The sequence below is a fragment of the Arthrobacter sp. 10T425 genome (genome assembly GCF_056393985.1).
Genome location: NZ_JBFTGZ010000008.1, coordinates 89,539 through 114,184, shown reverse-complemented (window position 1 = coordinate 114,184; position 24,646 = coordinate 89,539). Strand labels below are relative to the sequence as shown.

Sequence of the window (24,646 nt, the reverse complement as noted above, 5' to 3'; positions counted from 1 at the left end):
GTGTTTTTCTAACTGGAATTGTAGGCCAGCCCGGCCTCCTGTACTAACAGTTACGCAGGTGCTGGCCCGGGCTTGCATAGACAGCTTCGATCTGCTGTCCACGGCAAGCCCTCTTGCCACGACGCTGTGGAGTCGGGTCCGGTGAGCGGTGGCTCCGGTCAACCCGAAGTGCCGGCGCTGAGCTACTTGGTGCCCTCAGCCTCCGGCGCGGTTCCAGTTCCCTGGCGGCCGGAAACTCCGGCTGCCGGAGCTCCATTGGCGGGCGCGGTGCCGCCCGTGGAGTCCCTGCCCGCATCCTCGGATGCGCGAACTGGTCCGCTTTGGTTATTCCGGAGATTAGCACGGGATTCACTATCTGAGACAGCGGCGTCCGAATGGCGGATGGTTGCCGCGTCTGCGGGAACGGTGGCGTGGACGGCGCGTTCGGCGCCGGTGGCGTCGGCGGTGCGGTCAGCGCTGGTGGCGCGGTCAGCGCTGTCGGCGCCGGTCGCGTCGGCGACCGGCTTTGACTCTGCCGACTTTGCCTCCGCCGACTTTTCCTCAGCTGGCGTAGTCTCCACCGGCTGGGTCCCTGCCGGCGTAGTCTCCACGGGCGCGCGGCCGGGGAGGAACGGGGTGTCCGGCTCGGAGCGCTTGCGCAGGCCGAGGAGGATGAAGGCGAGCAGGGCTCCGGCGAAGACGATGATGCTGGTCCAGACATTGAGCCTGGTGGTGAGCCCGAAGAGGGTGATCTGTTCGGCGTCGTCGATCCGCATGGCCTCGATCCAGACGCGGCCCAGGGTGTAGTACATGGCGTAGACGCAGAAGAGGCGGCCGCGGCGGAAGCTGAATTTGCGGTCGAGTGCCAGCAGGATCAGCACGCCGGCCAGGTTCCACAGCGACTCGTAGAGGAACGTCGGGTGGAAGAGCGTGTCCGTCGGCATGCCGGCGGGGAAGTTCGGGTTGTTGGGATCGATCTGCAGCCCCCACGGAAGCGTGGTGGGGCCGCCGAAGAGTTCCTGGTTGAAGTAGTTGCCCCACCGGCCAATGGCCTGGGCCAGCAGCAGTCCGGGGGCCGCGGCGTCCATGAAGGCGCTCAGCTTCACCCCGGCACGCCGGCACCCGATCCAGGCGCCCACGGCGCCGAGCACGACGGCGCCCCAGATGCCCAGGCCGCCGCGCTGGATCTGCGGAATCAGGGACAGGTCCCCTGTGCCGTCGAATCCCGGGCCGAAGTAGGCGTCCGGAGAGGAGAACACGTGGTACAGCCGTCCGCCGATAATGCCGAACGGGATGGCCCAGATGGCGATATCCCAGACGCTGCCCTCGGGGGCGCCGCGGCGTGCCCAGCGGACCGAGGTCAGCCACAGGCCGGCAATAATGCCGGCGAGGATGCACAGGGCGTAGGCGTGGATGCGCAGGGACCCCCACGGCAGCGGGATGTCGAATCCGGACCAGGTGGGGCTCGGAATGCTCGCGGGAATCATCGCCGCCGCGTGGAGGACTGACTGCATTGCTTAGGCTTCTTCCTTGGTAAGGCCGGTGCTGAGGTCTTTCGTCAAGGAGGCTACCGCATCCACGCCGCCGTCCCGGATCGCCGCGACGAGCGCGGTGCCGACAATCACGCCGTCGGCGTACTCGGCGATCTCGCGGACATGGCTGGCGGTGGAGACGCCGAGGCCCACGCAGACGCGCTCGGCGCCCGCGGCGTGCGCGGCGGCGACGACGTCCTTGGCCGCTGAGCTGACCGAGGTCCGGGCGCCGGTGACGCCCATGATGGAGACGGCGTAGACGAAGCCGCGGCTCGCGTCGACCGTGCGTTTCATGCGTTCGGGCGAGGACGAGGGAGCCACGAGGAACACCCGGTCCAGGCCGTACTTGTCCGAGGCCGCCATCCATTCGGCGGCCTCGTCCGGAATGAGGTCGGGCGTGATGAGCCCGGCTCCCCCGGCCTCGGCCAGGCGGCGGGAGAACTCGTCCACGCCCATCCGGACCACGGGGTTCCAGTAGGTCATGACCAGCACGGCGGCGTCGGTCTTGCTCGTAATGCCGCGGACGACGTCGAAGACCTCCCGGACGTGGAAGCCCTTCGCGAGGGCCTCCGTCGTGGCAGCCTGGATGACCTGGCCGTCCATGACCGGGTCCGAGTACGGGATGCCGATCTCGATGAGGTCGGCGCCGTTCTCGGCCAGGGCAATGCCGGCGGCAATGGTGTCTTCAACGCTCGGGTAGCCGGCGGGCAGGTAGCCGATCAGGGCCGCCCGGCCCTGGGCGCGGGCGCGGTCAATGGCCGCGGCCGACTTGCTGGCGTGCTGGGTGCCGTCCTGGCTGGTGCTCACAGCTGTTCCCCCTCTTTGGCGATTTCGGCTTCAGGTGAATCCTTGTCCAGCAGGTCGAACCATTCCGCGGCCGTGGCCACGTCCTTGTCGCCGCGGCCGGAGAGGTTCACGATCACGATTTTCTCTGAGACGCCTGATGCCTTGCCTGCGGCCGCGTCCGCGGCGAGGCGCTGCCCCACCTTGATGGCGCCGGCGAGGGCGTGGGCGGACTCGATGGCGGGGATGATGCCCTCGGTGCGGCACAGGAGGCGGAAGGCCTCCATGGCTTCGCTGTCCGTGATGGGCTCGTAGCTGACCCGGCCAATGTCCGCGAGGTAGGAGTGCTCGGGGCCGACGCCGGGGTAGTCCAGGCCCGCCGAGATCGAGTGCGACTCGATGGTCTGGCCGTCGTCGTCCTGCATGAGGTAGGAGCGGGCGCCGTGCAGCACGCCGGGCTTGCCGAGGGTGATGGTGGCTGCGTGGCGTCCGGTTTCGACGCCCTCGCCGCCGGCCTCGAAGCCGTAGATCTTGACCGAGGGGTCATCGAGGAAGCCGTGGAAGATGCCGATTGCGTTGGAGCCGCCGCCGATGCAGGCGCAGACGGCATCCGGCAGCCGGCCCGTCTGGTCCAGGATCTGGGCGCGGGCTTCCTCGCCGATGACTTCGTGGAAGTAGCGGACCATCGCCGGGAACGGGTGTGCTCCGGCGGCGGTGCCCAGCAGGTAGTGCGTGTTGCCCACGTTGGCCACCCAGTCGCGCAGGGCCTCGTTGATGGCGTCCTTGAGCGTCTGGGATCCGTTGGTGACCGGGATGACCGTGGCCCCAAGGAGCTCCATGCGGGCCACGTTGAGGGATTGCCTGCGGCAGTCCTCGGCGCCCATGTAGACCACGCATTCCAGGCCCAGCAGGGCTGCGGCCGTGGCGCTGGCGACGCCGTGCTGGCCGGCGCCGGTTTCGGCGATGACGCGGGTTTTGCCCATCCGCTTGGCGAGCAGCGCCTGGCCCAGGACGTTGTTGATCTTGTGCGAGCCGGTGTGGTTGAGGTCTTCGCGCTTGAGGAAGATCCGCACCCCGCCGGCGTGCTCGGCGAAGCGCTTGGCCTCGGTCAGCAGCGACGGCCGGCCTGAGTAGTTCTTGTTCAGTTCGGCGATCTGGGCTGTGAACTCCGGATCGGCCTTGGCCTTCTCGAAGGTGTCCTCGAGCTCGTCCAGGGCCGCGATGAGCGACTCTGGCATCCACCGGCCGCCGTAGTTCCCGAAGTAGGGCCCCGGGGCGTGGCGCAGGGACGGTTCGCCCTGCGCGGGATGCTCCGCGGGGCGGCCGCCCTGCAGGAACGCGTCCACGGCACTTTCGTCAGAGCCGGCTGCTGGTGCATCGACCATCAGTCTCACCATCCTGTTCCACTGCTAGCTTTGGGGATCTGCTGATGAGATCCGCTCATTGGTCCGGGCAAAATTGCGGGCCCGGCACCGCTCACGGTCCGGACGGAGGCGCCAGGACCGGCCGGCCTCAGGCGCGCGCGGCGATTGCCGTCGCGCCGGCAGCCATGAATTCGGCGATCCGCTCGTGGGGCGTCGCGTCACTGACCAGCGCCTCGCCGACCAGGACCGCGTTGGCTCCGCGGGCCGCGTAGTGCTTGACGTCCTCGACGTCGCGCACACCGGACTCGGCGACCACGAGCGCACCGGCGGGAATGCCGCCGGTCAGCGCCGCGAAGACGGAACGGTCGACGTCGAGCGTCTTGAGGTTGCGTACGTTGACGCCGATGATCCGGGCCTCCGCGGCGACTGCGCGCTCGATTTCCTCCGCCGTATGGGTCTCGACCAGCACGTTCATGCCGAGCTCGCGGCTGAGGGCCGTGAACTCACGCAGCTGGGCGTCCGAGAGCGACGCCACGATCAGCAGGATCAGGTCGGCGCCGTGCGCCCGGGCCTCCCAGATCTGGTACTCGTCAACCATGAAGTCCTTGCGCAGCAGCGGAATGTCCACGGCGGCCCGGACGGCGTCGAGATCGGCCAGGGAGCCGCCGAAGCGGCGCTCCTCGGTCAGGACGCTGATCACGGCGGCCCCGCCGTCGGCGTACTGCGCGGCGAGGGACGCGGGATCGGCGATGTCCGCGAGCTGGCCCTTGGACGGGCTGCGGCGCTTGACCTCGGCAATCACCTTGAGCTGCTCCCGGCTGCTTGAGGTCCCGCCGAGGGCGGCCCAGGCGTCACGGGCGGGCGCCGCCGCGGCGGCACGCTCTTTCAGCTCCGCGAGCGTAACCAGACGCTGGCGCGCCTGCATATCCTCCCTGACACCGGCATTGATGTCGTCGAGAACGCTCACGCTCAGTGGCCGGAGTTCTTCAGCTTGCTGCCGCCGACGCCGTAGCCGGCCTTGCGCATGGCCCAGCCGGCGAGCAGGCCGACCACCATGACCGCCGCACCCGCGACAAAGATCGGGGTGTTGGCGATGACGAAGGCGATGGACGCAATGAGGGCGCCGATCAGCATCACGATCACGCAGGTCCACGCGGCCGGGCTGTTGCCGTGACCCTGGGGTTCGCTGTGGTCGACGTCGTCGTAGACGCCCTTCGGCGCAGCGGACGTGGATGCGGAAACAGTGGCTTTGCTCATTGAAATCTCCTCAGGATGAATACTGCTTACATTCTGCCATTTTTTGCTGTGTTATTTGGCCGCGTTGCTGTCGCGTTACCGGTCGCGTTGCCGGTCGCGCCCGCGGCATCGGCTCAGGTGGGGTCGTCACCGCGGGACAGCCGGTCCCAGCTGTCAATCTCGTCCGCGGGGGCGGCCGGCGCATTACCGCCAGCTGCAGTGCCGCCGGCGGCGGGCCCGGCGGCGGCCGCGTCATATTTGGTGCGGGTCTTCCAGTAGCGGCCGGCCGGCACGATCGCGAGGGCGCTGAGTCCCAGCAGGGCTCCGGCGACGACGGCGAGGACGGGGAACACTGTTACGTCCACCTGTACGCTGCTGCCGCTGATTCCGGTGGCGGCCGCGATCGATCCCTGCGCCGCGGCCAGCGGGTCCGCCAGCACGACGGCTGCCGCGGCGACGATGCCCGCGGCCGCGAGGAGGATGATCGCCGTGATCACCCAGCGGGCCACGCGGCCGGCGATGGAGGCCGCGAGGCCGCCGGCGAGGGCCACAAGCGCCAGGGCTGTCACGGTGGTGGCAGCCTTGCTGCCCTGGACCTGCAGGCCGTCCTGGCTGGCCACGGCCGCGCCGAGCTGCGTGGGATCGAGGTGCACGGTGAGCCAGGTCTGGGTGGTGGTCCCGAACACGGCAAGGGCCAGGGCAGCGATCACCAGGACCAGGGTGGACTTGCGGGCCCAGCCCGGGACGGCGGCCCGCGCGGTGCTCTTCACGGTGCTCTTCACGGTGTTCTTGGCGGTGTTCTTGGCGGTGGCTTCCGGCTCCCCCATCAGGACTCGGCTCCCGTGTCGGGCGCTGCGTCAGTGACTGCGTCAACGGTGATGTTGTGCAGCGACCTGGCCGTGTGCACGGCGCGCAGCGGGGCGGCGGCCTTGTTCACGGTTTCCTGGGCCTCGGTCGGGTTCACCGAATCTGCGACGATCCCGCCGCCGGCCTGGACGTACGCGCGTCCTTCCCGGAGCAGGGCCGACCGGATGGCGATCGCCATGTCCATGTCCCCGGCGAAGTCCAGGTACCCCACCACGCCGCCATAGATGCCGCGCCGGTGCGGTTCAAGTTCGTCCAGCAGGCGCAGGGCCCGCGGCTTCGGGGCGCCGGAGAGGGTGCCGGCCGGGAACGTGGCCTTGAGCACGTCGTAGGCCTTGGCTGCCGGGGCGAGCTCTCCGACCACGGTGGAGACCAAGTGCATGATGTGGCTGAAGCGCTCCACTTCCATGAATTGCGTGACGTCGACGGATCCTGCCACGCAGACCTTCGAGAGGTCGTTGCGGGACAGGTCGACCAGCATCAGGTGCTCGGCGCGTTCTTTCTCGTCCGCCAGCAGTTCCTCGGCCAGGGCCTTGTCCGCCTCGACCGTCTTGCCGCGCGGGCGTGAGCCGGCGATGGGGTGGGTGATGACTTCGTCCCCGGTCACGGTGACGAGGGCCTCCGGCGAGGAGCCGACGATCGTGTATTCGCGGCCGGCGGCGTCCTCGAAGCTGAAGAGGTACATGTAGGGGCTGGGGTTGGTGTTCCGCAGGACCCGGTAGACGTCGAGGGGGTCGGCGCCGCACTCCATTTCGAAGCGGCGGGAGATCACCACCTGGAAGACCTCACCGTCCACGATCGCCTCCTTCCCGCGGTCCAGGGCGGCCAGGTACTCGGTTTCGTCCCAGCGCTCCTGCACACTGGACGCGAAATCCAGGGCGGCCGTCTCCAGCACGGAGACCGGCTGCTCCACGGGGCGGCTGATCTTTTCGAGCAGGGCTTTGACGCGGGCGACGGCGTCATGCCAGGCGTCGTCGACCCGTTCGGTGCTGTTGTCGAAGTTGATGGCGTTGGCGATCAGCAGGACGGTGCCGTCCATGTTGTCGTGGACGGCCATGTCGGTGACCAGGTTGAGGGCCATTTCCGGCAGTTGGAGGTCGTCCTCCGGCGGGCTGGTCAGTTTCTCCCAGTGCCGGACGGTTTCCCAGCCCAGGAACCCGACCAGGCCCGAGGTGAACGGCGGGAGGCCGTCGAAGCGCTCGGTCCGCAGCGCCGCGACGGTGTCCCGGATGGCGTCCACGGGGTTGCCGTCCAGGGGCACACCGACCGGGGGCTCGCCCAGCCAGTGCGCGCTGCCGTCCTTGGTGGTCAGGGTGGCCCGGGAGCGGGAGCCGATGAAGGAATAGCGCGACCAGGCGCCGCCGACCGCCGCCGATTCCATCAGGAACGTTCCGGGCTGGCCATGGGCGAGCTTGCGGTAGAGCCCGATCGGGGTTTCGGCGTCAGCCAGCACCTTGAGCCGGACGGGGATGACACGGCTGTGGCCTGCGAGTTCGCGGAACTCTTCGAGGCCGGGGCTGATGATTCCAAGGTCCTGCATGGCTGTGCTTTCCGCCTGTTCTTTAGGTGGACCTGCGACCGGATCCGGTCATGGGATCCTGCCTGGGGTCCGGTTCGTGAAGCTGTGGAAGCGCCGGGGCGCTCTGCCGGTGTGCCGGGCGCCTAGCCTCCGTGGCCAACGACGGCGTCGAGCTCGCGGCCGTCGAAGCACGTCCGGGTTCCGGTGTGGCAGGCCGCGCCGACCTGGTCGACCCGCACCAGCAGCGCATCGCCGTCGCAGTCCATGGCGAGCGACTTGACCCATTGCACGTGCCCGGAGGTGTCTCCCTTGCGCCAGTACTCCTGGCGGGAGCGCGAAAAGAACGTCACGCGCCCGCTGGTCAGGGTGCGGTGCAGCGCCTCGTCGTCCATCCAGCCCAGCATCAGCACCTCGTGGGTGTCGAATTGCTGGACGATGGCGGCCACCAGGCCGGCGCTGTCGCGCTTGAGCGCGTCCGCCAGGCCGGCCGGGAGGGGGCTGCCGCTGACGGGACTGCGATCGACGGCGCTGCCGTTAATGGCGCTGCCGTTGGTGGGGCTGGGGGCGGAGGCGGGCTGCTCAGACATCAGATCAAGTCTAGTGCCTCCGGGCCGGTCGCCGGCCTGCGGACAGGTCCCGCCGCTTAATACTGGCGCGCCAATCGGCCCGGCGCCGCGGTCCGGCCCTGCATCATGCGGCCGGGCGCGGTCGCGGCGGCGATTCCTGTGCCCACGCACGGCCGTCTCGTGCTAGTTTCACAAGTGATGCATTTCGTCGAACCGTCCCGAGAAGTCCTGGCCGAAACCCTGCTGGCGGCCGGCCCTGATGCCGCCACGCTCTGCACAGGTTGGCTCACCCGCGATCTTGCCGCGCACCTGTACCTGCGCGAGCGGAAAATCGCCGTCGGACTGGGCCTGCTGATCAAGCGCCTGTCCAAGGCCTCGGACCAGGCGACGGCCGAACTGGCGGGCACCCTGAAGACCACCGAGGACTACGCCAAGCTGGTCAACGACTTCCGGGCCGGTCCCCCGGCGCTGTCCCCGCTGCGGATCAAGGCGCTGGACGAAAGCTCCAACCTGATCGAGTACTTTGTGCACACAGAGGACGTCCGCCGCGCCGTGGACCGCTGGGCCCCGCGCGCCCTGGACCAGGCCTACTCGGACGCGCTGTGGGACGAGCTCGTCAAGCGGGCCGCGATCCTGTACCGCGGCGTGGATCTGGGCATCGTGCTGGTGAGCCCCTCGGGTCCGCGGCATGTCGCCAAACGCGCCCCCGTGTCCGTGGCCATCGTCGGCGAACCGGGCGAGCTGCTCATGCACGCCCACGGCCGGACCCGCCACGCCCTCGTGACCTTCGAAGGCCAGCCGGACGCCGTCGCGCTCCTGCAGTCCGCCGAAGTCGGCCTCTAATCCCCACCCGCTCCCTAAAAAAATAAAGCAACGCGGGGTCACTTACGGCCCATAATCCCGTCCGGGATGGGCGGTAAGTGACCCCGCGTTGCTTTAAGCGGTGGGGACTAGCGGACTTCGAAGCCTGCGTCGCGGATCGCGGCCTTGACCTGCGCGATCATGTCCAGCGGGCCGAAGTGGAAGACCGAGGCCGCCAGGACGGCGTCGGCGCCCGCTGCCACGGCCGGCGGGAAGTGCTCCGGCTTGCCGGCGCCGCCGGAGGCGATGAGCGGGACCTTGACCCCCGCCCGCGCCAGGCGGATGAGTTCCAGATCGAAGCCGTCCTTGGTGCCGTCGGCGTCGATCGAGTTGAGCAGGATTTCACCCACTCCGCGGTCGGCCGCTTCGCGCGCCCAGGCGATCGCGTCGATTCCGGTCCCCTGCCGTCCGCCGTGCGTAGTGACCTCGAAGCCTGACGGCGTAGGCTGCGAGCCCGGACGGGTGCGCCTCGCGTCGAGGGAGAGCACCAGGACCTGGGAACCAAAGTGCCGGGTGATCTCGTCGATCACGTCCGGCCGGGCCACGGCTGCGGTGTTGATCGCAGCCTTGTCCGCGCCGCAGCGCAGGAGCTTGTCCACCTCGGCCACGCCGCGGACGCCGCCGCCGACCGTCAGCGGAATGAAGACTTCCTCGGCGGTGCGGCGGACGACGTCGAACGTGGTCTCCCGGTTGCCGGAGGACGCCGTGACGTCAAGGAAGGTCAGCTCGTCGGCCCCGCTGTTGTCGTAGCGGTGCGCCAGTTCCACCGGGTCCCCGGCGTCGCGGAGGCCCTCAAAGTTGATGCCCTTGACCACGCGGCCGGCATCGACGTCGAGGCACGGGATGACGCGCACGGCAACAGTCATGACTTCTCCTAGGTATTGACGGAGGTTTATTGACGGAGGTTTATTGACGGAGGGGAATTGCTGGTGGAACTCGGCGGGTGTGGCGCCTAGATGCGGCAGGCGTGGATGCTGCTGACCAGGATGGCGCGGGCGCCGAGGTCGTAGAGCTCGTCCATGATCCGGTTGGTTTCCCGCTTGGGCACCATCGAGCGGACGGCCACCCAGTCCGAATCTCGCAGCGGCGACACGGTGGGCGACTCCAGGCCGGGGGTGAGCCCGGCGGCCTGCTCGACGAGTTCCTTGCGGATGTCGTAGTCCATCAGCACGTACTGCCGGGCCACGAGGACGCCCTGGAGCCGGCGGATCAGGACCTCCGTGGCAGGATTCTGCTCGCCCTTGCGGCCAATCAGCACGGACTCCGAATTCAGGATCGGCTCGCCGAAAATCTCCATGCCGGCGGCCTTGAGCGTGGTGCCGGTCTCGACGACGTCGGCAATCGCGTCGGCGACGCCGAGTCGGACGGAGGATTCAACGGCGCCGTCAAGGCGGACCACCTTGGCGTTGATGCCGCGCGCGGCCAGGTAGCCGCGCAGCAGTCCGTCGTAGCTCGTGGCCAGGCGTTTGCCCTCGAGCTCGGCGACCGTGGTGAAGTCGCCGACCGGGCCGGCGAAGCGGAACGTGGAAGCGGCGAAGCCTAGCGGCAGCAGCTCCTCAGCCTCGACCTCCGCGTCGAGCAGCAGGTCGCGGCCGGTGATGCCGACGTCGAGCGTTCCCTGGCCCACGTACACAGCAATGTCGCGCGGGCGCAGGAAGAAGAACTCAATGTCGTTGTCCGGGTCCACCATGACAAGCTCGCGGGTGTCGCGGCGCTGGCGGTAGCCTGCCTCGGCCAGCATGGCCGCGGCAGCTTCGGACAGGGATCCCTTGTTCGGGACGGCAACTCTAAGCATGGGAAAAGTCTCTCTTGGGTGTGGAAGTCTCTGTTGGGGCACATCGGCCACGCGGTGCACGGGATCCGCCAGCGAAGTCATGGCGGTGTCCGGTGCGGGCGCGGCTACAGATGCTTGTAGACGTCTTCCAGGGTGAGTCCTTTGGCGAGCATCAGAACCTGCAGGTGGTAGAGCAGCTGGGAAATTTCCTCGGCGGCGGCCTCATCGGATTCATACTCCGCAGCCATCCAAACCTCGGCTGCTTCCTCCACGACCTTCTTGCCGATGCCGTGGACTCCGGAATCCAGTTCGGCGACGGTGCGGGAGCCCTCCGGGCGGACGGCTGCCTTTTCACTCAGTTCTGCGAACAGCGACTCGAAATTCTTCACGCCCCCAAGCCTACTTGCTCCCGGCGCGGGAACGCCCGCCGGGGCGTTGCATGACGGCGGAGATGTGAGGCACTGCATATCCAGCACGGCCAGCGAGGCCAGCAGACTCTGCCGGCGCGAGCGGCCAGGGAGGCGCCCGCACCGGCTTTGGCTGCAGCCTGGCGGCTCAGCCGAACTGCTTGAGGGTCACTGCCGTGGCCAGGGCAGCGGTAACGGCCTCGTGACCCTTGTCCTCGGTGGATCCCGGCAAGCCTGCCCGGTCGATCCCCTGCTGCTCGGTATCGCACGTCAGCACGCCGAAGCCCACGGGAACCCCGGTGCGGACGCTGACCTCGGTCAGGCCCAGGGTGGCCGCCTCGCAGACATATTCGAAGTGCGGAGTGCCGCCCCGGATGACGACGCCGAGCGCCACGACGGCGTCGAAGTGCGGTGCCAGCCGGGCGGCCGCGACCGGGAGCTCAAACGTGCCCGGCACGCGCAGGACGGTCGGCTCATTGATGCCGGCGTCCTTCGCGGCGCGCAGGGCGCCGTCGAGCAGTCCGTCCATGATCTGGGTATGCCAGCTCGCGGCCACAATGGCCAGCTTGAGCCGTGAGGTTTCTTCCGGCTTGAAGGTGCTGAGGTCGATCTGGGGGGCGCCGTGGCCGCTCATAGGGTATTCCTTGCTGTTGAGTCTGGTGGTCGTGTTGCTGCCCGGTCAGTCCTGGTCGTGCTCGAATCCGGACAGGCCGGCGGCCGGAGCCGGTTCAACGTCCAGGACCAGGCGGTGGTCCATCCGGTCCTTCTTCGTCTGCAGGTAGCGGATGTTCTGCTCCCGGGAGGGGACCTCCGTGGGGACCATCTCCACCACCTTGACGCCTGCCTGCGCGAGCCGGTCCTGCTTGTCCGGGTTGTTGCTCAGCAGCCGGATCTCGTGAAGCCCCATCTCCGCGAGGATCTGGGCCGCGGCCTTGTAGCAGCGCGCGTCGACCGGCAGCCCGAGCTGTTCGTTGGCCTCCACGGTGTCAAAACCGGCCTCCTGCAGGGCGTAGGCCTTCATCTTGTTCGCCAGGCCGATCCCGCGGCCCTCCTGGCCGCGCAGGTACAGCAGGGTGCCGCCGAGTTCGTTGATCAGCTCGAGCGCATAGGCCAGCTGCTCGCCGCAGTCGCAGCGGTAGGAGCCAAACACATCGCCGGTGAGGCACTCCGAATGGAGGCGGACCAGCGGTGGCTGGCCGTCAACCGGCGCCATCGGTGAACTGACGGCCAGGTGCTCCGCGCCGGTGGCGAGGTCGGTCCAGGCCTGTGCCACGAAGTCGCCGAAGGCGGTGGGCAGCTGGACGATGGGTCCTGCGCTGACCGGATGCGGTTGACGGGCCATGGCCGTCTCTTCTCGGGTCTCCGAAGTCGTCACTGTTTCTCCTCCATCAGACAGGGTCCGCTGCGTGGCTGCCGTGCTGTTCCGCTTCAAGATACGCCACCAGATCCGCAATCGAAATCAGGGGGCAGCCATGCTCGATGGCGAAGCCGCGCAATCCGTCCAGCCGCATCATTTCTCCGTTGTCGTACACCAGCTCTGCTATCACGCCCACGGGCTCCAGGCCCGCGAGCCGGCACAGGTCCACGGCCGCTTCGGTGTGGCCGGGACGTTCCCGCACTCCCCCCTTAACGGCGCGGAGGGGAAAAACATGCCCGGGACGGGTCAAGGAATTTGGCCGGCTTTGCGGGTCGGCCAGGATCCGGGCCGTCAGGGCGCGGTCCGTGGCGGAAATTCCGGTGCTGACGCCCACGGCGGCGTCGCAGGACACGGTGTAGGCGGTGCCCTTCGCGTCTTCGTTGATTGCCACCATTGGCGGCAGCGCCAGGGCGTCGGCCCTGTCGGCGTCGAGCGGTACGCAGATCACGCCGGAGCTGTAGCGGACTGTCCAGCCCATCAGCGCGGGGGTGGCGTGCTCGGCGGCGAAAATGATGTCGCCTTCGTTCTCGCGGTCCTCGTTGTCCACCACCAGGACGGGCCGCCCGGCTGCCATGGCGCTGATGGCGTCCTCGATCGGATCGAGGCCTGCACGCCCGGTGCCGGCAGCGGCGGCGCGGAGCACCGCGGCCACATCATGGCCGGGCTGGTCCGTGACCCGGCTCATTTCGCGGCCCCGTCCGTGAGGGCGGCTTCTCCGGCGGAACCTTCGGCTGCCCTGTGCGCGGCGGGTGACGAACCGCCGGCAAAGGACAGCAGGCGTTCGGTGTACTTCGCCAGGACGTCGACTTCGAGGTTTACATGGCCGCCGGGTGTCTTCTGGCCCAGGCCGGTCTCGGCCAGGGTGGTCGGGATGAGCCCTACTTCAAACCAGGGCGCCGGATCGTTGGCCGGGCTGACTGCCGTGACGGTGAGGGAGACGCCGTCGACGGCGATGGATCCCTTTTCGGCGATGTACCGGGCCAGCCCGGCCGGCACCGCGAACCGCAGCCGGTCCCAGTTGCCAAGCCCCTCGCGCTCCACGAGCTGGCCGACGCCGTCGACGTGGCCCTGGACCACGTGGCCGTCCAACCGTCCCCCGGCGGGGACGCAGCGTTCCAGGTTGACGGGATCGCCCGCAGTGAGTTCTCCGATCGTGCTGCGGACCAAGGTCTCGCCCATAACGTCAACGCTGAAGTCTCTGCCGTCGATCTGCGTGGCGGTGAGGCAGACGCCGTTGACCGCTATGGAACCGCCCAGGGCGAGACCGTCCGTGGTGCCGGGTGCGTGGAGCCGTACGGTGGCGCTGCTGTCCCCGTTGCGCTCAATGGACAGCACCTTTCCCTGCTCGGCGATAATTCCGGTAAACATCAATTGCCTCCTGCGGCGGTGTCCGCGCCGGTGCGGTGCGGGGTGGTATCGGATGAAGTAGGGCTGGCGGCCGGGTCAGCCTCATCGGCCGGGGCGGCCGGGCGTAGATGGAGCCGGAGGTCGCGGCCGAGGACCTGGACGGCGCCGCCGGATGCCGGGTCCCATTCCCAGCGCTGGGCATCGGCCAGGGTCGTGATGCCGAGGTCGTCCAGGGCGGCAGTGCCGGAGCCAAGCAGTGTGGGCGCCAGGTAGACGATGAGTTCGTCGACCAGGCCGGCGGCCAGGAACGCGCTCAGGATCCGGGAGCCGCCCTCCACCATGAGGTGCCGGACGCCGTGTGCGAACAGCTCGTCGAGGGCCTCGCGCGGGTCGCGGGTGGCCAGGTGCAGGACGTTGCCGTCGGCTCCGTGGATGGCGGCGTCGTCGGGAATGCCCCGGTACCCCATCACGGCGCGGAGCGGCTGTTTGCCCTCTGCTTCGCCGTCGCCGTTCCGGGCGGTGAGCCGGGGGTTGTCGATCAGGACCGTCTGGGTGCCCACCAGGATGGCGTCTATCCGGCCGCGCAGGGCGTGGTTGTCGGCGAGCGATTCCGGGCTGGATATCCATTGGCTGGTGCCGTCGCTGGCGGCGATGCGGCTGTCGAGGGTCTGGGCGATATGCAGGGTGACGAACGGCCGTTTGGCGGCGACGGCGTCGAACCAGCGCCGGTTCAGGTCCAGCGCCGCCTCGGCGGCCAGCCCGGAGCGAACGCGGACGCCCGCGGCCCGGAGCGTCACGGCGCCGCCGGCCGCCGGGTCGTGGGGATCGTCGACGGCGTAGATGACGTCGGTGATGCCGGCATCGATGATCGCCTGCGCGCACGGGCCGGTGCGCCCACAGTGGTTGCAGGGCTCCAGCGTCACCACGATTGCCGCGCCACGGAGGTCCCGGCCCGACGCCTTCGCCTGGCCGATGGCGTCAGCCTCGGCGTGGGCAGTCCCGGCTCCGCGGTGGTAACCGGTGGCGAGGTGCGTTCCGTCGGCCCCGACGACGACGGCGCCGACGAGCGGGTTGGCGCCCCGCGGGCCCTGCGCCGCGGCGGCCAGGGCAGCCTGCATCGCAGCATTCTCGGCAGCGTTGAACGCGGCAGCGCCGGACGGGGCGGCGCTGAATCCGGCGCTCACGCCGGCGGTGTTGAGGGCACTCACTTGGCCACCACGGGGTCGGGGAAGACGGTTTCGACCGTGACCGGCCGGTTCGCCAGCTTGGAGGCACGCCACCAGACAAAGAACCCGGCCAGGGTGAAGAAGCCGTAGAAGAGGTACATGACGGCGCTGGCGTAGTAGCCGGCGCTGAACAGCAGTGGCACACCGACGATGTCCACCGCCACCCAGATGAGCCAGAACTCCGTCCAGCCCCGCGCCATGCCGTATGTCGCGAGCAGCGAGCCCATGAACGTCCACGCGTCTGCCCAGACCGGCGGGTAGGAGCCGAGGGAGTCGAAGACCGGGGTAAGCGCCACGGTGCCGGCCACGAGGCTGAGGGCCAGAATCACCCGGGTCTGGTTGCCGGCCCAGCGCGGCGCGACGGCAGTCCCGCCGGTGCCGGCCTTCCTGCCCTGCTGCCAGCGGTACCAGCCGTAGAGGGCGACGCCGATGAACATGACCTGGCGTCCGGCCTGGCCCCACAGCGTGGCCGGCGTGGCGGAACCGAAGACGTTGCCCAGGAAGACCGTCAGGAGCAGCAAGTTGCCGGCGATGCCGACGGGCCATGCCCAGACCCGGCGGCGCATGCCGCCGACGGCGCTGGCGAGGCCAAAGATGTTGCCTAGCACTTCACGAAGAATCAGGACAGATCCGCCTACGGGGATCTGCGCTTCGAAGAGCCATCGCAAGGGGTCCATGTGTGTGTCGTTCCTTCCCTCAAGAACCGCGATGGCTCCGGGGGTATACGACAGCGCAATTATGCGGCGCCGTTGGGGCGCCGCAGTAACAGCTGTACGTGCTTCTCTCATCCAGACTTTAACTGTCGGTACCGGAATTTCACCGGTTCAACCGTCTGCCGGCTTCCTCCCGAGAGAGGGCGCTGGCGCGCGGGTCGCGGACTGTCACCGCCGGTTCGGACTTTCACCGACCCCGGAGCACGTATGTGTGTTGTTATTCTGACACAACTGCGGCCCTGCCCGGGCTATTCCCCGGATGCCGATGTTACGCCCGGCGTCATCTTCGCAGCAGTTCCCTGCCGGGACCGCGCGTCAGCGGGACCCCGCCGCCCGGAGCCTTTCGACAGCCTCCGCCGGATCCGCGGCGCCGTAGACGGCTGACCCCGCAACAAAGACGTTCGCCCCCGCCTCTGCCGCGCGCACGATCGTCTCCTCGGTGATGCCGCCATCCACCTGCAGTGCCACCGCGACGCCGGAGCCGTCAATGGCAGCGCGGGCCCGCCGGATCTTGGGCAGCGTCAGGTCCAGGAAAGACTGCCCACCGAAGCCTGGCTCCACCGTCATGATCAACAGCAGGTCCAGTTCCGGGAGCATGTCCAGATAGGGCTCCACGGGAGTGCCCGGACGCAGCGCCATGCCGGCTTTGGACCCACGGGCGCGCAGTTCCCGCGCGAGTTTGATCGGCGCGATCGAGGCTTCGGCGTGGAACGTCACCGAGGCCACCCCGGCGTCGGCGAAGCCCGGCGCCCAGCGGTCCGCGTCGGCGATCATCAGGTGGGCGTCCAGCGGCACCGGGCTGACGGCCTGGATGCGCTGCACCACGGGCAGCCCAATGGTCAGGTTGGGCACGAAATGATTGTCCATGACGTCCACATGCACGGCATCGGCATTGCTGATACGGCGCAGTTCGGCCTCAAGGTTGACGAAGTCAGCCGAAAGGATGCTCGGGTTGATGCAGCACTGGGCCATGGATTTCCTTCTCGTTCGTACTTTGCTGGTTCGTTTTTGGTGGCAGTGCCCCAGTATCAGCGAAACTCAGGCCAACTTGCGAATCAGCGCCAGGAACATGGCGTCCGTCTGGTGCACGTGCGGCCAGAGCTGGGCGGTGAGCTCGTGCCCGGCCTCGAGGTGGCCCGTGAGGCTGACGCCGTCCAGCACGGCGCCTGCGTCGAGGAGCTCGAGGTCCTCGCGCTTGCGCAGGGCATCACTCACGACGGCGGTGGTCTCTGCCGGGTGCGGCGAACACGTCACGTACGCCACCACGCCGCCGGGCTTGACGGCGTCGATCGCGGAGTTGAGCAGCTGGCGCTGCAGCGGGCCAAGGTCCACGAGGTCCTTGGGCGTGCGCCGCCAGCGCGACTCCGGACGCCGGCGCAGGGCGCCCAGGCCGGTGCACGGGACATCCACCAGGACGCGGTCGAACGACTCCGGCTGCTCGGCGCCAATGTCGCGGCCGTCCCCGGTCCTGACCTCCCAAGCCTCCCGCGGGACCGCGGACAGGGCCTGCCGCACGAGTTTGGCACGGTGCGGGGCGGATTCGTTGGCCAGCAGGTGGGCGCCCCGCTGCCGGGCGAGGGCTCCGAGCAGGGCGGCTTTGCCGCCGGGACCGGCACAGAGATCCAGCCAGCGCTCCCCCGCGCCCCCGCCGTCCGTCCCCGCTTCGCCGCCAGAATTTGTGCCGGGGTCTGCGCTGTTGTTGCCGGGCCCGGCGCCGGGGGTTGTGCCGAGATCGACGGCGGCCATGGCGCGGGCCACGAGCTGCGAACCGACGTCCTGGACACGGGTGCTTCCGTCACGGACCGAGGCGAGGCGGCCGAGGTCCCCGCCGCTGGAAAGCGCGGATCCCTCGACGAGCTCGCCCGGGGTGGCCCCGCCTTCCAGGGCCTCGTCGAGGCTGCCGACGCCGGGCAGCGCCACAAGGTTCACCACGGGCGCGGCATTGTCGGCTTCGAGGAGCGCGTCAATCTCAGAAACCGCCCGGCCGTGGGCCACGAGCGACTGGCGGAGCGCGCGGACGATCCACTCCGGGTGGGCGTAGCGGATGGACGCGATCTTGGTGGCATCCGTCTCGGTGCTCAGCAGCAGGTCGAGCCACTCGTCGAGGGTGCGGGCGGAGACTTTGCGCAGGACGGCGTTGATCAGTGCCGAGGGCCCGGCCCCGATCACGGCGCGAGCCAGCCCCACCGTCTGGTCCAGGGCGGCGTGAGCGGGCACGCGCATGGCGAGCAGCTGGTGCACCCCGATCCGCAGGGCATCCAGGATCGCGGGATCCAGCTCCTCCAGCGGACGGTCCACGCACCGGGCCAGGATGGCGTCGTACGTGCCCTGGCCGCGGAGGGCGCCATAGCTGAGCTCGGTGGCGAAACCGGCGTCGCGCTTGTCCAGCCCGTGGTGCCGGATCCGGGCCGGGAGCACCAGGTTCGCGTAGGCGTCCTCGGCGGCCACCGCGCGGAGCACTTCAAAGGCAACTAGCCGGGCCGGATCGGCGCGGCGGGTCCGCTGGGACGGGGCGCTCTCGGTGAAGCCGCGCTGCGGGCCGCGGTTGCGTTCCCGGCCCTGGGCGTTCCGCCTGCTGCCGCCCCCGGCGCCCTGGCCACTGCCTCGGCTGTTGCCGTTGGTCCCGGAACCGCTCATTCGAATACCACGCTTTCAAGTGTTGCCTGCCCACGCGCCCAATCAGCGGCGGCCATCATTTTCTTGCCCGCGGGTTGCACCCGCGTCAATTCCACCGGGTGCGATCCCGTACCGACGAGAACCCGTTTCCCGTCCAATGCCAGCTGTCCGGGCCGAAGCGCCGCCGAGTCCGCTGCCGGCAGCACTGGCTCCAGTTTGATCCGCTGGCCCTCCAGCAGGGTCCAGGCGCCCGGCTCCGGCGTGACGCCGCGGGCACGGCGGCCGATCGCCAGGGCGGGCTGCTGCCAGTCGAGCCGGCCGTCTTCGAGACTGAGTTTCGGTGCCAGGCTGACGTCGCCCTGCTGCGGGAGCGCGACGGCCTTGCCGGCGTCGATGGCGGACAGCGTTTGGGCCAGCAGAACCGCGCCGCTGTGGGAGAGGCGTTCGAGCAGGGCCCCGGCGGTATCGGCGGGGTGCACGGTCTCGGTGAGGGTCCCGAAGACCGGACCGGTGTCCAGCCCCTCCTCCAGGCGGAAGGTGACGGCACCCGTGACGTCGTCGCCGGCGATGACGGCGCGCTGCACGGGAGCTGCGCCGCGCCAGGCCGGCAGCAGGGAGAAGTGCAGGTTCACCCAGCCGTGGCGGGGGACAGCGAGAGCCGCAGGGGGAATCAGCCCGCCATAGGCCACGATCGCCGCGACGTCCGGTGCTGCGGCGGCAATGCGGGCGGTGACCCCGGCATCGACTTTGGCGGCGTGGATGATCTCAATGCCGAGCTCGGCGGCCCTGGCGGCCACGGGCGACGGCGTCAGGACGCGTTTGCGTCCCAGCGGTGCGTCCGGGCGGGTGAGGACAGCGACGACGTCGAACCCGGCGGCAACAAGGGCGTCGAGCGACGGCACGGCGACAGCGGGGGTCCCGGCGAAGAGAACCCTCACGGGGTGATTCCGAAGCTGGACCCGCCAAAGCTCGTCCCGACGCTCTTCGCGCGCTTGGTGGTTGTCTGTTCCGTGATGGCGTCGTAGTTGGCATTGCGGATGGCGCGCAGGGCGGCCTTTCGGTCTTCGCCCTCGAGCCGGTCGGTATAGAGAATGCCGTCCAGGTGGTCGGTCTCGTGCTGGAAGCAGCGCGCCAGCATGTCTTCGCCCTCCACGGTGACGGGGTTGCCGTGCAGGTCCACGCCGGTCACCCGGGTTTGGCGGTACCGGCGGACGGGGAAGCCCAGGCCCGGGATGGACAGGCATCCCTCGACCTGGTCCGGCTGGAAGTCCTCGCTGTTTTCCAGCACGGGGTTGACGATGTGACCCTCGACGCCGCCGATCCGGTAGGTGAAGACGCGCAGGCTCACACCGACCTGGGGCGCGGCCAGGCCGGCGCCCTCGACATCCTCCATGGTTTCGGTCATGTCGGCGACGAGCTTTGCCAGTTCAGGCCCGAATTCCGTAACGGGATCGGCGACTGTGCGCAGCACAGGATCTCCGATGATGCGGATATTCAAAATGGCCATGTGCAGTCTGTCCTCACGGTGGGCGGCTAGGGGTCCAGTCCAGTTTAGTTGCAGCTGCCCGGCTTCTGTTCGGCGCGTCTGGTCGGTGCTTCTTGTCGGTGCTTCCGGTCGGCGCTACTTGTCAGCGCTTCACGGGCGGCGCCAGCGGGAGCAGTGCTGCTCCGGCGGTTGCCGTGTCGGCGGACATCTCCCACACGCGGCGCAGCGCACAGAATTTCCACCAGTGATGCTTCAGGACCTCGGGGTTGGCCCGCTGCGGACGGACCTCGGTCTCGCCGACCGCCACGGCCAGGAGGATCGGGGACTCGCCGTGCTGCCAGGCCTCCCACTCCCCCGCGACGGGATCCACGAGGCTTTCCTCCGCCTTCATGCCCGCCACGAGCTGCATGACCACCTTGTCATCAAGCGGTTTGACGGTGCCGTCCCGGCTGGTGCCCTTGGTCTTGTAGTCGATAAGACAGGTCCGGCCGTTGATCCGTGCGACGAGGTCCAGGGTGCCGGCATAGCCGACCGTCTTGTTCCACACCGTAATTTCCGGGGCGATGGGCTCAACCTGGAAGAGCTCCCACCATTCGTCGAAGCGTGCCGCGAAGGCTTCCTCGCCGTTGGCGGCCAGCGCCTCCCGTGTTTCCTTCATCTGGTGCGGCCGGCCGAGCGCACGCAGCGCAACCTGCTCGCAATAGTTGTGGACCCGGTCGCCGCGTTTGGCGGCATCGTCCCGGTACGACTCCGCCGCCTTGGCGGCCCGGCTGACCGCCTGCCGCAGTTTGGCCGGGCTCCCCAGGATGCCGGGGAGCTCGGGATCCTGGGCCAGACTGTTGGCGCCCATGTACCCGAACCAGCCGTCCAGGCCGTGTGGCTGCTGGCCGATCACCGTGGTGATGGAAGGGACAGAGAACTGAGCCGACGTGGAGCGGGCGTACATGCGGCCATGGTCCGTGGCGTGGGCGAGGAGTGGAGCGGTCATATGAAGACTCTTTCACGGGGGTCAGACAACGATGAAAAGCAAAATGGCCCGCCCCGCTGAGTCAGCGGAACAGACCATTTCGTTAGTGGGCGATACTGGGTTCGAACCAGTGACCTCTTCGGTGTGAACGAAGCGCGCTACCACTGCGCCAATCGCCCTAACGACATTGAATGCTAGCCCACCCGGGCGGATTTTAGAAATCGGCCCGGGGGAACCTGGCCGCGGCGGGAATGCGGCCCAATACTCCCGCGCAACAGGCCCCGTGCACGGGCAGTTCCACCAGCCCTCCACCGGCCGTTCCAGTCGTCCCCCTCAGAAGGCCCGCTCAGTAGTCCCGGCGCCACTTAGGGCCACGGCTGAACAATGACGCTAATTACAGCGCTGTAATTAGCAAAATCCCCTAGAACTCGGGGAAGTAGGGCCATGGAACCCGGGCCAATGGGTCTCGATTTGTAGATTCCCAGAACCTCCTATAGAGTTCTTACTCGTTGGAACGCGAGGAAATGCCGAATGCGGCAAGGAAATGCACACCAACAATGCGGACGTAGCTCAGCTGGTAGAGCACCACCTTGCCAAGGTGGATGTCGCGAGTTCGAATCTCGTCGTCCGCTCGCAGGACACTGTCACGGCAAAGGTTCTTCGGAATCCTGTCTACACGGTGGGTTGGCCGAGAGGCGAGGCAGCGGCCTGCAAAGCCGTATACACGGGTTCGAATCCCGTACCCACCTCGGTGAAAACCCTGGTTTCCGGTTTCGATCGGATGCAAGGGGCGATTGGCGCAGCGGTAGCGCGCTTCCCTGACACGGAAGAGGTCACTGGTTCGATCCCAGTATCGCCCACCAGAGCAAGGCAACTTGCTTGATGCAGTACCACCGGCCCAGCCGGCATGGACTAAAATGCGGACGTAGCTCAGCTGGTAGAGCACCACCTTGCCAAGGTGGATGTCGCGAGTTCGAATCTCGTCGTCCGCTCTCTTCATTACAACTCCACTCCGGATCCTTCCGGTTGCGGGCGATTGGCGCAGCGGTAGCGCGCTTCCCTGACACGGAAGAGGTCACTGGTTCGATCCCAGTATCGCCCACCACAAGAGCAGCTCCCCCGGAGCTGCTCTTTTTTGTGCACTGCGGGTTTGTGCACTGCGGGTTTGTGCACTGAGGGTTTGTGCACTGCGGATTGGTGCAGTCCGGGCCCTTCTACCCTGTGCACCTGGCCTTCCATCTTTTATCCTCTGGGCGGACACCCTTGGCACCCCCGCCACCTCCCGCTAGGGTAGAAAACGCAAGGAGCGATCTGGCTCCGCGACCGAAGGGAGGTGCCCGTGGGTTTACTTGACGATCTAAAGGGCAAGGCTCAGCAAGTTATTGGTGGCAACGAAGAAGCCATCAAGGACGGCATCGAAAAGGCAGGCGACTTCGTCGACTCCAAGACCGGCGGAAAGCACGCCGGCACGATCGATGCCGTGCAGCGTGGCGCTTCCGACTTCGTGGACAAGGCGAACGACCGGCCGAATTCGGCCCCGGTCGCCGATCAGACTCCCGCAGCCGGTGAGCCCCCCGTAGCCGGGGAACCCCGCCAGCCAGGCCTCTGACCCAGATCCGTCAGCGAGGTGCCGGTCCCGCCGAGAGGCGGCGCCGGCACCTCCGGCATTTAAGGGCGACTCCAACCGGGCAACGCGGGGTCAGTTACGGCCCATCCGGTGCATCCGGATGGGCCGTAACTGACCCCGCGTTGGATTTGGCGTTGTAGTTGGAGGGGCTGGCGGCTAGGACGGTTCGTGGTTTTGGCCCTCGCGGGCCAGCGCGGTCAGCCTGGAGACGGCGCGGAAGTACTTCTTCATGTACCCGCCGGTCATCATTTCCTCGGTGAAGAGCTGGTCGAACGGCACACCGCTGGCAAGGATGGGCACGTCCTTGTCGTACAGCCGGTCAGCCAGCACCACGAAGCGCAGCGCAACGGCCTGCTCGGTAATCGTGTGCACGTTCTTCCAGACCACGCCCTCGATCCCCTCCAGCAGCTGGCGGTAACGGCTCGGGTGCACGCCGGCCAGGTGGTTGATCAAGGTGCTGAACTCATCGCGGGCCACGGTCTTGCCGTCGAACTCGGCATGCATGTGGTGGGTCAGGTCATCATTGCGCAGCGGCGACGGCGCGGCCGGCAGGCCACGGTGGCGGAAGTCCTCGCCGTCGATCCGCACGACGTCGAACTGGTCCGCCAGCACCTGGATTTCGCGGGCAAAGTCGACGGCGGCGAAGCGCCCGTCCCCGAGGGACCCCGGCAGCGTGTTCGATGTGGCGGCAAGCTTCACGCCGGCGTCGGCGAGTTCGCGCATGAGCCGGGACATGAGCACAGTGTCGCCCGGATCATCGAGCTCAAATTCATCGATGCAGACCAGCTTGTAGTGGCTCAGGGCCTCAACGGTCTTGCGGAAGGACAGCGCACCGACGAGGTTGGTGTATTCGACGAACGTGCCGAAGGCCTTGGGCCCGGGGGCGGCGTGCCACAGCGATGCCAGCAAGTGGGTCTTGCCCACACCGAATCCGCCGTCGAGGTAGATCCCGGCCCGCGAAGTGTCCTTCTTGCCGAAGAGCCGCTTGAACAGCCCGTCGCCGTCGCGTGCGCCCACGCCCGCCGCAAAATGCTGCAGGGCATGGACCGCCTGGGCCTGGCTGGGCTGGGCGGGATCGGGCCGGTAGCTGGAAAACGACACCTCACCGAACCGCGGCGACGGATAGAACCCATTGAGGAGTTCATCCACGGAAACTGCCGGTGTGCGGGCGGCGAGCTGTTCGATCTGTACCAAGGTGGTCCGTTCTGCTGGTCTCTTGTCCCCAGCAAGAATACCGGCAAAGCCTGGCCGGCCCGCGTGCGCGGCTGTGGACCCGCGGCCGGCGTGAGGAAGACCACATTTCCCCGTGTGAACCCGGTGGAGCATTCCCACCGGCCCGTGACTAGTGTTGTAACAGGCCCGGCGCGGCGCACGCTTTCGGCGCCCGGCCTCCTGACCGTTCAAGTGAAAGGCCATCGCAATGACCTACCCCGTTGAGCAGAACGAGAAATTCGCCGCTTACGCCCACCCTGACCGCCTGGTGTCCACGGAATGGCTGGCCACGGCGATCGAGGACGGCGCCCTCGACGGCGGCAATCTCGTGGTGGTCGAATCCGACGAAGACGTCCTGCTGTACGAGACCGGGCACATTCCGGGAGCCGTGAAAATCGACTGGCACACGGACCTGAACGACGAGGTGACCCGCGACTACGTCGACGGTGAAGCCTTCGCCGCGCTGGCCGCGTCCAAGGGCATCTCCCGGGACAGCACGGTGGTTATTTACGGCGACAAGTCGAACTGGTGGGCCGCGTACGCCCTGTGGGTGTTCACGCTCTTCGGCCACGAGGACGTCCGGCTCCTGGACGGCGGCCGGGACAAGTGGATCGCGGAAGGCCGGGCACTCTCCACCGTCACGACCGTCGCCACCCCCGCCGACTACCCCGTCGTGGAGCGGGACGACGCCCCGATCCGCGCCTTCAAGGATGACGTCCTGGGGCACTTCGGCAAGCCGCTGATCGACGTCCGCTCGACCGAGGAGTATACCGGCCAGCGCACCCACATGCCCGCCTACCCGGAAGAGGGCGCGCTGCGCGGCGGCCACATCCCCACGGCGGCCTCCATCCCCTGGGCCCGCGCGGCGGCCGGCGACGGCACATACCGGAACCGCGGCGAGCTCGAGGCCCTCTACCTCGGCGAGGCCGGATTGAACGAAGGCGACGACGTCGTGGCGTACTGCCGGATCGGCGAGCGGTCCAGCCACACCTGGTTTGCGCTGAAGTACCTGTTGGGCTTTGAGACCGTGCGGAACTACGACGGCTCCTGGACCGAATGGGGCAACGCCGTGCGCGTCCCGATCGTCAAGGGTGCCGAACGCGGCGCGGTTCCGGCCGGCCGTTAGCCGTGGTGACCGTGGAGCGGGACC

The 24,646-nt window shown here is 68.2% G+C and carries 26 protein-coding genes, 6 tRNA genes and 1 riboswitch; of the genes, 8 read left to right on the top strand and 24 right to left on the bottom strand.

The window, feature by feature from the left end; translation table 11 throughout:
- Positions 1–182: 182 nt before the first annotated feature.
- From lgt to hisI, 8 genes are all read right to left on the bottom strand, one after another.
- A complete protein-coding gene (gene lgt, locus AC1DDH_RS11375; RefSeq protein ID WP_476955452.1) occupies positions 183–1,493 on the bottom strand; it encodes a prolipoprotein diacylglyceryl transferase in 1,311 nt (436 codons plus the stop codon).
- 3 nt (positions 1,494–1,496) lie between these two features.
- Entirely contained in the window at positions 1,497–2,318 is an 822-nt protein-coding gene (gene trpA / locus AC1DDH_RS11370) for a tryptophan synthase subunit alpha (RefSeq protein WP_476955451.1), read from the bottom strand.
- On the bottom strand, positions 2,315–3,679 hold the full coding sequence (gene trpB, locus AC1DDH_RS11365; RefSeq protein ID WP_476955450.1) for a tryptophan synthase subunit beta: 1,365 nt from the start codon (positions 3,677–3,679) through the stop codon (positions 2,315–2,317). Before trpB ends, trpA begins: the two co-directional genes overlap by 4 nt.
- Before the next feature lie 127 nt (positions 3,680–3,806).
- Positions 3,807–4,625 carry an indole-3-glycerol phosphate synthase TrpC gene (trpC, locus tag AC1DDH_RS11360; protein ID WP_476955449.1) on the bottom strand — a complete coding sequence of 273 codons (819 nt, stop codon included), beginning with the start codon at positions 4,623–4,625 and terminating at the stop codon, positions 3,807–3,809.
- Between the two features lie 2 nt (positions 4,626–4,627).
- Positions 4,628–4,915, bottom strand: a complete 288-nt coding sequence (locus AC1DDH_RS11355; RefSeq protein WP_476851523.1) for an HGxxPAAW family protein — start codon at positions 4,913–4,915, stop codon at positions 4,628–4,630.
- A gap of 113 nt (positions 4,916–5,028) precedes the next feature.
- Complete coding sequence (locus AC1DDH_RS11350) at positions 5,029–5,721, bottom strand: Trp biosynthesis-associated membrane protein (protein ID WP_476955448.1); 693 nt, start codon at positions 5,719–5,721, stop codon at positions 5,029–5,031.
- Positions 5,721–7,298 (bottom strand): anthranilate synthase component I, encoded by a 1,578-nt coding sequence (locus tag AC1DDH_RS11345; RefSeq protein WP_476870626.1) that lies wholly within the window; start codon positions 7,296–7,298, stop codon positions 5,721–5,723. The genes AC1DDH_RS11350 and AC1DDH_RS11345 overlap by 1 nt, the downstream gene beginning before the upstream one ends.
- A gap of 122 nt (positions 7,299–7,420) precedes the next feature.
- Complete coding sequence (gene hisI, locus AC1DDH_RS11340; protein ID WP_476857172.1) at positions 7,421–7,864, bottom strand: phosphoribosyl-AMP cyclohydrolase; 444 nt, start codon at positions 7,862–7,864, stop codon at positions 7,421–7,423.
- Between the two features lie 177 nt (positions 7,865–8,041).
- On the opposite strand from hisI, the gene AC1DDH_RS11335 reads away from it, so the two are divergent.
- Positions 8,042–8,686 carry a TIGR03085 family metal-binding protein gene (locus tag AC1DDH_RS11335; protein ID WP_028277041.1) on the top strand — a complete coding sequence of 215 codons (645 nt, stop codon included), beginning with the start codon at positions 8,042–8,044 and terminating at the stop codon, positions 8,684–8,686.
- A gap of 107 nt (positions 8,687–8,793) precedes the next feature.
- On the opposite strand, the gene hisF is transcribed toward AC1DDH_RS11335, so the two are convergent.
- The 15 genes from hisF to AC1DDH_RS11260 form a co-directional block, all read right to left on the bottom strand.
- Positions 8,794–9,570 (bottom strand): imidazole glycerol phosphate synthase subunit HisF, encoded by a 777-nt coding sequence (gene hisF / locus AC1DDH_RS11330; protein ID WP_026536975.1) that lies wholly within the window; start codon positions 9,568–9,570, stop codon positions 8,794–8,796.
- Between the two features lie 86 nt (positions 9,571–9,656).
- Positions 9,657–10,499 carry an ATP phosphoribosyltransferase gene (gene hisG / locus AC1DDH_RS11325; RefSeq protein ID WP_028277039.1) on the bottom strand — a complete coding sequence of 281 codons (843 nt, stop codon included), beginning with the start codon at positions 10,497–10,499 and terminating at the stop codon, positions 9,657–9,659.
- A 104-nt stretch (positions 10,500–10,603) separates the two neighbouring features.
- Entirely contained in the window at positions 10,604–10,867 is a 264-nt protein-coding gene (locus AC1DDH_RS11320; protein WP_018772463.1) for a phosphoribosyl-ATP diphosphatase, read from the bottom strand.
- A 166-nt stretch (positions 10,868–11,033) separates the two neighbouring features.
- A complete protein-coding gene (ribH, locus tag AC1DDH_RS11315) occupies positions 11,034–11,519 on the bottom strand; it encodes a 6,7-dimethyl-8-ribityllumazine synthase (protein ID WP_018772462.1) in 486 nt (161 codons plus the stop codon).
- A gap of 45 nt (positions 11,520–11,564) precedes the next feature.
- Positions 11,565–12,227 (bottom strand): GTP cyclohydrolase II, encoded by a 663-nt coding sequence (gene ribA / locus AC1DDH_RS11310; protein ID WP_476873133.1) that lies wholly within the window; start codon positions 12,225–12,227, stop codon positions 11,565–11,567.
- Positions 12,228–12,273: 46 nt separating this feature from the next.
- Complete coding sequence (ribB, locus tag AC1DDH_RS11305; RefSeq protein ID WP_476955447.1) at positions 12,274–12,987, bottom strand: 3,4-dihydroxy-2-butanone-4-phosphate synthase; 714 nt, start codon at positions 12,985–12,987, stop codon at positions 12,274–12,276.
- Entirely contained in the window at positions 12,984–13,670 is a 687-nt protein-coding gene (locus tag AC1DDH_RS11300; protein WP_230008401.1) for a riboflavin synthase, read from the bottom strand. The genes ribB and AC1DDH_RS11300 overlap by 4 nt, the downstream gene beginning before the upstream one ends.
- The gene (gene ribD, locus AC1DDH_RS11295) at positions 13,670–14,767 is read right to left on the bottom strand and encodes a bifunctional diaminohydroxyphosphoribosylaminopyrimidine deaminase/5-amino-6-(5-phosphoribosylamino)uracil reductase RibD (protein ID WP_476955486.1); all 1,098 of its coding nucleotides are present in this window, start codon (positions 14,765–14,767) and stop codon (positions 13,670–13,672) included. The genes AC1DDH_RS11300 and ribD overlap by 1 nt, the downstream gene beginning before the upstream one ends.
- A gap of 86 nt (positions 14,768–14,853) precedes the next feature.
- Positions 14,854–15,552, bottom strand: coding sequence for a nicotinamide riboside transporter PnuC (gene pnuC, locus AC1DDH_RS11290; protein ID WP_476955446.1), 699 nt, complete (start codon positions 15,550–15,552; stop codon positions 14,854–14,856).
- A gap of 94 nt (positions 15,553–15,646) precedes the next feature.
- A riboswitch (FMN riboswitch) is annotated at positions 15,647–15,797 on the bottom strand.
- A gap of 106 nt (positions 15,798–15,903) precedes the next feature.
- Positions 15,904–16,560 (bottom strand): ribulose-phosphate 3-epimerase, encoded by a 657-nt coding sequence (rpe, locus tag AC1DDH_RS11285; protein WP_476860255.1) that lies wholly within the window; start codon positions 16,558–16,560, stop codon positions 15,904–15,906.
- A 66-nt stretch (positions 16,561–16,626) separates the two neighbouring features.
- Positions 16,627–18,225, bottom strand: a complete 1,599-nt coding sequence (locus tag AC1DDH_RS11280) for an RsmB/NOP family class I SAM-dependent RNA methyltransferase (RefSeq protein ID WP_476860254.1) — start codon at positions 18,223–18,225, stop codon at positions 16,627–16,629.
- Positions 18,222–19,142, bottom strand: a complete 921-nt coding sequence (gene fmt / locus AC1DDH_RS11275) for a methionyl-tRNA formyltransferase (RefSeq protein WP_476857165.1) — start codon at positions 19,140–19,142, stop codon at positions 18,222–18,224. The genes AC1DDH_RS11280 and fmt overlap by 4 nt, the downstream gene beginning before the upstream one ends.
- Complete coding sequence (gene def / locus AC1DDH_RS11270) at positions 19,139–19,711, bottom strand: peptide deformylase (RefSeq protein ID WP_230011447.1); 573 nt, start codon at positions 19,709–19,711, stop codon at positions 19,139–19,141. The genes fmt and def overlap by 4 nt, the downstream gene beginning before the upstream one ends.
- Before the next feature lie 121 nt (positions 19,712–19,832).
- Entirely contained in the window at positions 19,833–20,678 is an 846-nt protein-coding gene (locus AC1DDH_RS11265) for a cytochrome (protein WP_476851510.1), read from the bottom strand.
- A gap of 86 nt (positions 20,679–20,764) precedes the next feature.
- Positions 20,765–20,836: transfer RNA gene (locus tag AC1DDH_RS11260), tRNA-Val, on the bottom strand.
- A gap of 380 nt (positions 20,837–21,216) precedes the next feature.
- Here AC1DDH_RS11260 and AC1DDH_RS11255 point away from each other — a divergent pair.
- The 6 genes from AC1DDH_RS11255 (at position 21,217) to AC1DDH_RS11230 (ending at position 22,266) form a co-directional block, all read left to right on the top strand.
- Positions 21,217–21,289, top strand: a tRNA-Gly gene (locus AC1DDH_RS11255).
- A 46-nt stretch (positions 21,290–21,335) separates the two neighbouring features.
- A tRNA-Cys gene (locus AC1DDH_RS11250) sits at positions 21,336–21,406 on the top strand.
- Between the two features lie 39 nt (positions 21,407–21,445).
- Positions 21,446–21,520, top strand: a tRNA-Val gene (locus AC1DDH_RS11245).
- 56 nt (positions 21,521–21,576) lie between these two features.
- A tRNA-Gly gene (locus AC1DDH_RS11240) sits at positions 21,577–21,649 on the top strand.
- 38 nt (positions 21,650–21,687) lie between these two features.
- Positions 21,688–21,762: transfer RNA gene (locus AC1DDH_RS11235), tRNA-Val, on the top strand.
- A 234-nt stretch (positions 21,763–21,996) separates the two neighbouring features.
- Positions 21,997–22,266, top strand: a complete 270-nt coding sequence (locus AC1DDH_RS11230) for an antitoxin (protein WP_028277028.1) — start codon at positions 21,997–21,999, stop codon at positions 22,264–22,266.
- 174 nt (positions 22,267–22,440) lie between these two features.
- Here the strand turns inward: AC1DDH_RS11230 and zapE are convergent, their stop codons facing one another.
- The gene (zapE, locus tag AC1DDH_RS11225; RefSeq protein WP_476851509.1) at positions 22,441–23,478 is read right to left on the bottom strand and encodes a cell division protein ZapE; all 1,038 of its coding nucleotides are present in this window, start codon (positions 23,476–23,478) and stop codon (positions 22,441–22,443) included.
- 226 nt (positions 23,479–23,704) lie between these two features.
- Here zapE and AC1DDH_RS11220 point away from each other — a divergent pair, with 226 nt between their 5' ends.
- On the top strand, positions 23,705–24,622 hold the full coding sequence (locus AC1DDH_RS11220) for a sulfurtransferase (RefSeq protein WP_476860253.1): 918 nt from the start codon (positions 23,705–23,707) through the stop codon (positions 24,620–24,622).
- The last annotated feature ends 24 nt before the right edge of the window (positions 24,623–24,646 follow it).

What these genes read in the sequence shown, in the direction of transcription:
- AC1DDH_RS11335 (WP_028277041.1), top strand. Translation starts at nt 8,042, where the DNA reads ATGCATTTCGTCGAACCGTCCCGAGAAGTCCTGGCCGAAACCCTGCTG.
- AC1DDH_RS11220 (WP_476860253.1), top strand. Translation starts at nt 23,705, where the DNA reads ATGACCTACCCCGTTGAGCAGAACGAGAAATTCGCCGCTTACGCCCAC.
- trpB (WP_476955450.1), bottom strand. Translation starts at nt 3,679, where the DNA reads ATGGTCGATGCACCAGCAGCCGGCTCTGACGAAAGTGCCGTGGACGCG.
- AC1DDH_RS11265 (WP_476851510.1), bottom strand. Translation starts at nt 20,678, where the DNA reads ATGACCGCTCCACTCCTCGCCCACGCCACGGACCATGGCCGCATGTAC.
- ribA (WP_476873133.1), bottom strand. Translation starts at nt 12,227, where the DNA reads ATGGCCCGTCAACCGCATCCGGTCAGCGCAGGACCCATCGTCCAGCTG.
- lgt (WP_476955452.1), bottom strand. Translation starts at nt 1,493, where the DNA reads ATGCAGTCAGTCCTCCACGCGGCGGCGATGATTCCCGCGAGCATTCCG.
- hisF (WP_026536975.1), bottom strand. Translation starts at nt 9,570, where the DNA reads ATGACTGTTGCCGTGCGCGTCATCCCGTGCCTCGACGTCGATGCCGGC.
- hisG (WP_028277039.1), bottom strand. Translation starts at nt 10,499, where the DNA reads ATGCTTAGAGTTGCCGTCCCGAACAAGGGATCCCTGTCCGAAGCTGCC.
- AC1DDH_RS11300 (WP_230008401.1), bottom strand. Translation starts at nt 13,670, where the DNA reads ATGTTTACCGGAATTATCGCCGAGCAGGGAAAGGTGCTGTCCATTGAG.
- ribB (WP_476955447.1), bottom strand. Translation starts at nt 12,987, where the DNA reads ATGAGCCGGGTCACGGACCAGCCCGGCCATGATGTGGCCGCGGTGCTC.
- rpe (WP_476860255.1), bottom strand. Translation starts at nt 16,560, where the DNA reads ATGGCCCAGTGCTGCATCAACCCGAGCATCCTTTCGGCTGACTTCGTC.
- AC1DDH_RS11355 (WP_476851523.1), bottom strand. Translation starts at nt 4,915, where the DNA reads ATGAGCAAAGCCACTGTTTCCGCATCCACGTCCGCTGCGCCGAAGGGC.
- AC1DDH_RS11280 (WP_476860254.1), bottom strand. Translation starts at nt 18,225, where the DNA reads ATGAGCGGTTCCGGGACCAACGGCAACAGCCGAGGCAGTGGCCAGGGC.
- AC1DDH_RS11350 (WP_476955448.1), bottom strand. Translation starts at nt 5,721, where the DNA reads ATGGGGGAGCCGGAAGCCACCGCCAAGAACACCGCCAAGAACACCGTG.
- def (WP_230011447.1), bottom strand. Translation starts at nt 19,711, where the DNA reads ATGGCCATTTTGAATATCCGCATCATCGGAGATCCTGTGCTGCGCACA.
- AC1DDH_RS11345 (WP_476870626.1), bottom strand. Translation starts at nt 7,298, where the DNA reads ATGCAGGACCTTGGAATCATCAGCCCCGGCCTCGAAGAGTTCCGCGAA.
- ribH (WP_018772462.1), bottom strand. Translation starts at nt 11,519, where the DNA reads ATGAGCGGCCACGGCGCCCCCCAGATCGACCTCAGCACCTTCAAGCCG.
- pnuC (WP_476955446.1), bottom strand. Translation starts at nt 15,552, where the DNA reads ATGGACCCCTTGCGATGGCTCTTCGAAGCGCAGATCCCCGTAGGCGGA.
- hisI (WP_476857172.1), bottom strand. Translation starts at nt 7,864, where the DNA reads ATGTCTGAGCAGCCCGCCTCCGCCCCCAGCCCCACCAACGGCAGCGCC.
- ribD (WP_476955486.1), bottom strand. Translation starts at nt 14,767, where the DNA reads ATGCAGGCTGCCCTGGCCGCCGCGGCGCAGGGCCCGCGGGGCGCCAAC.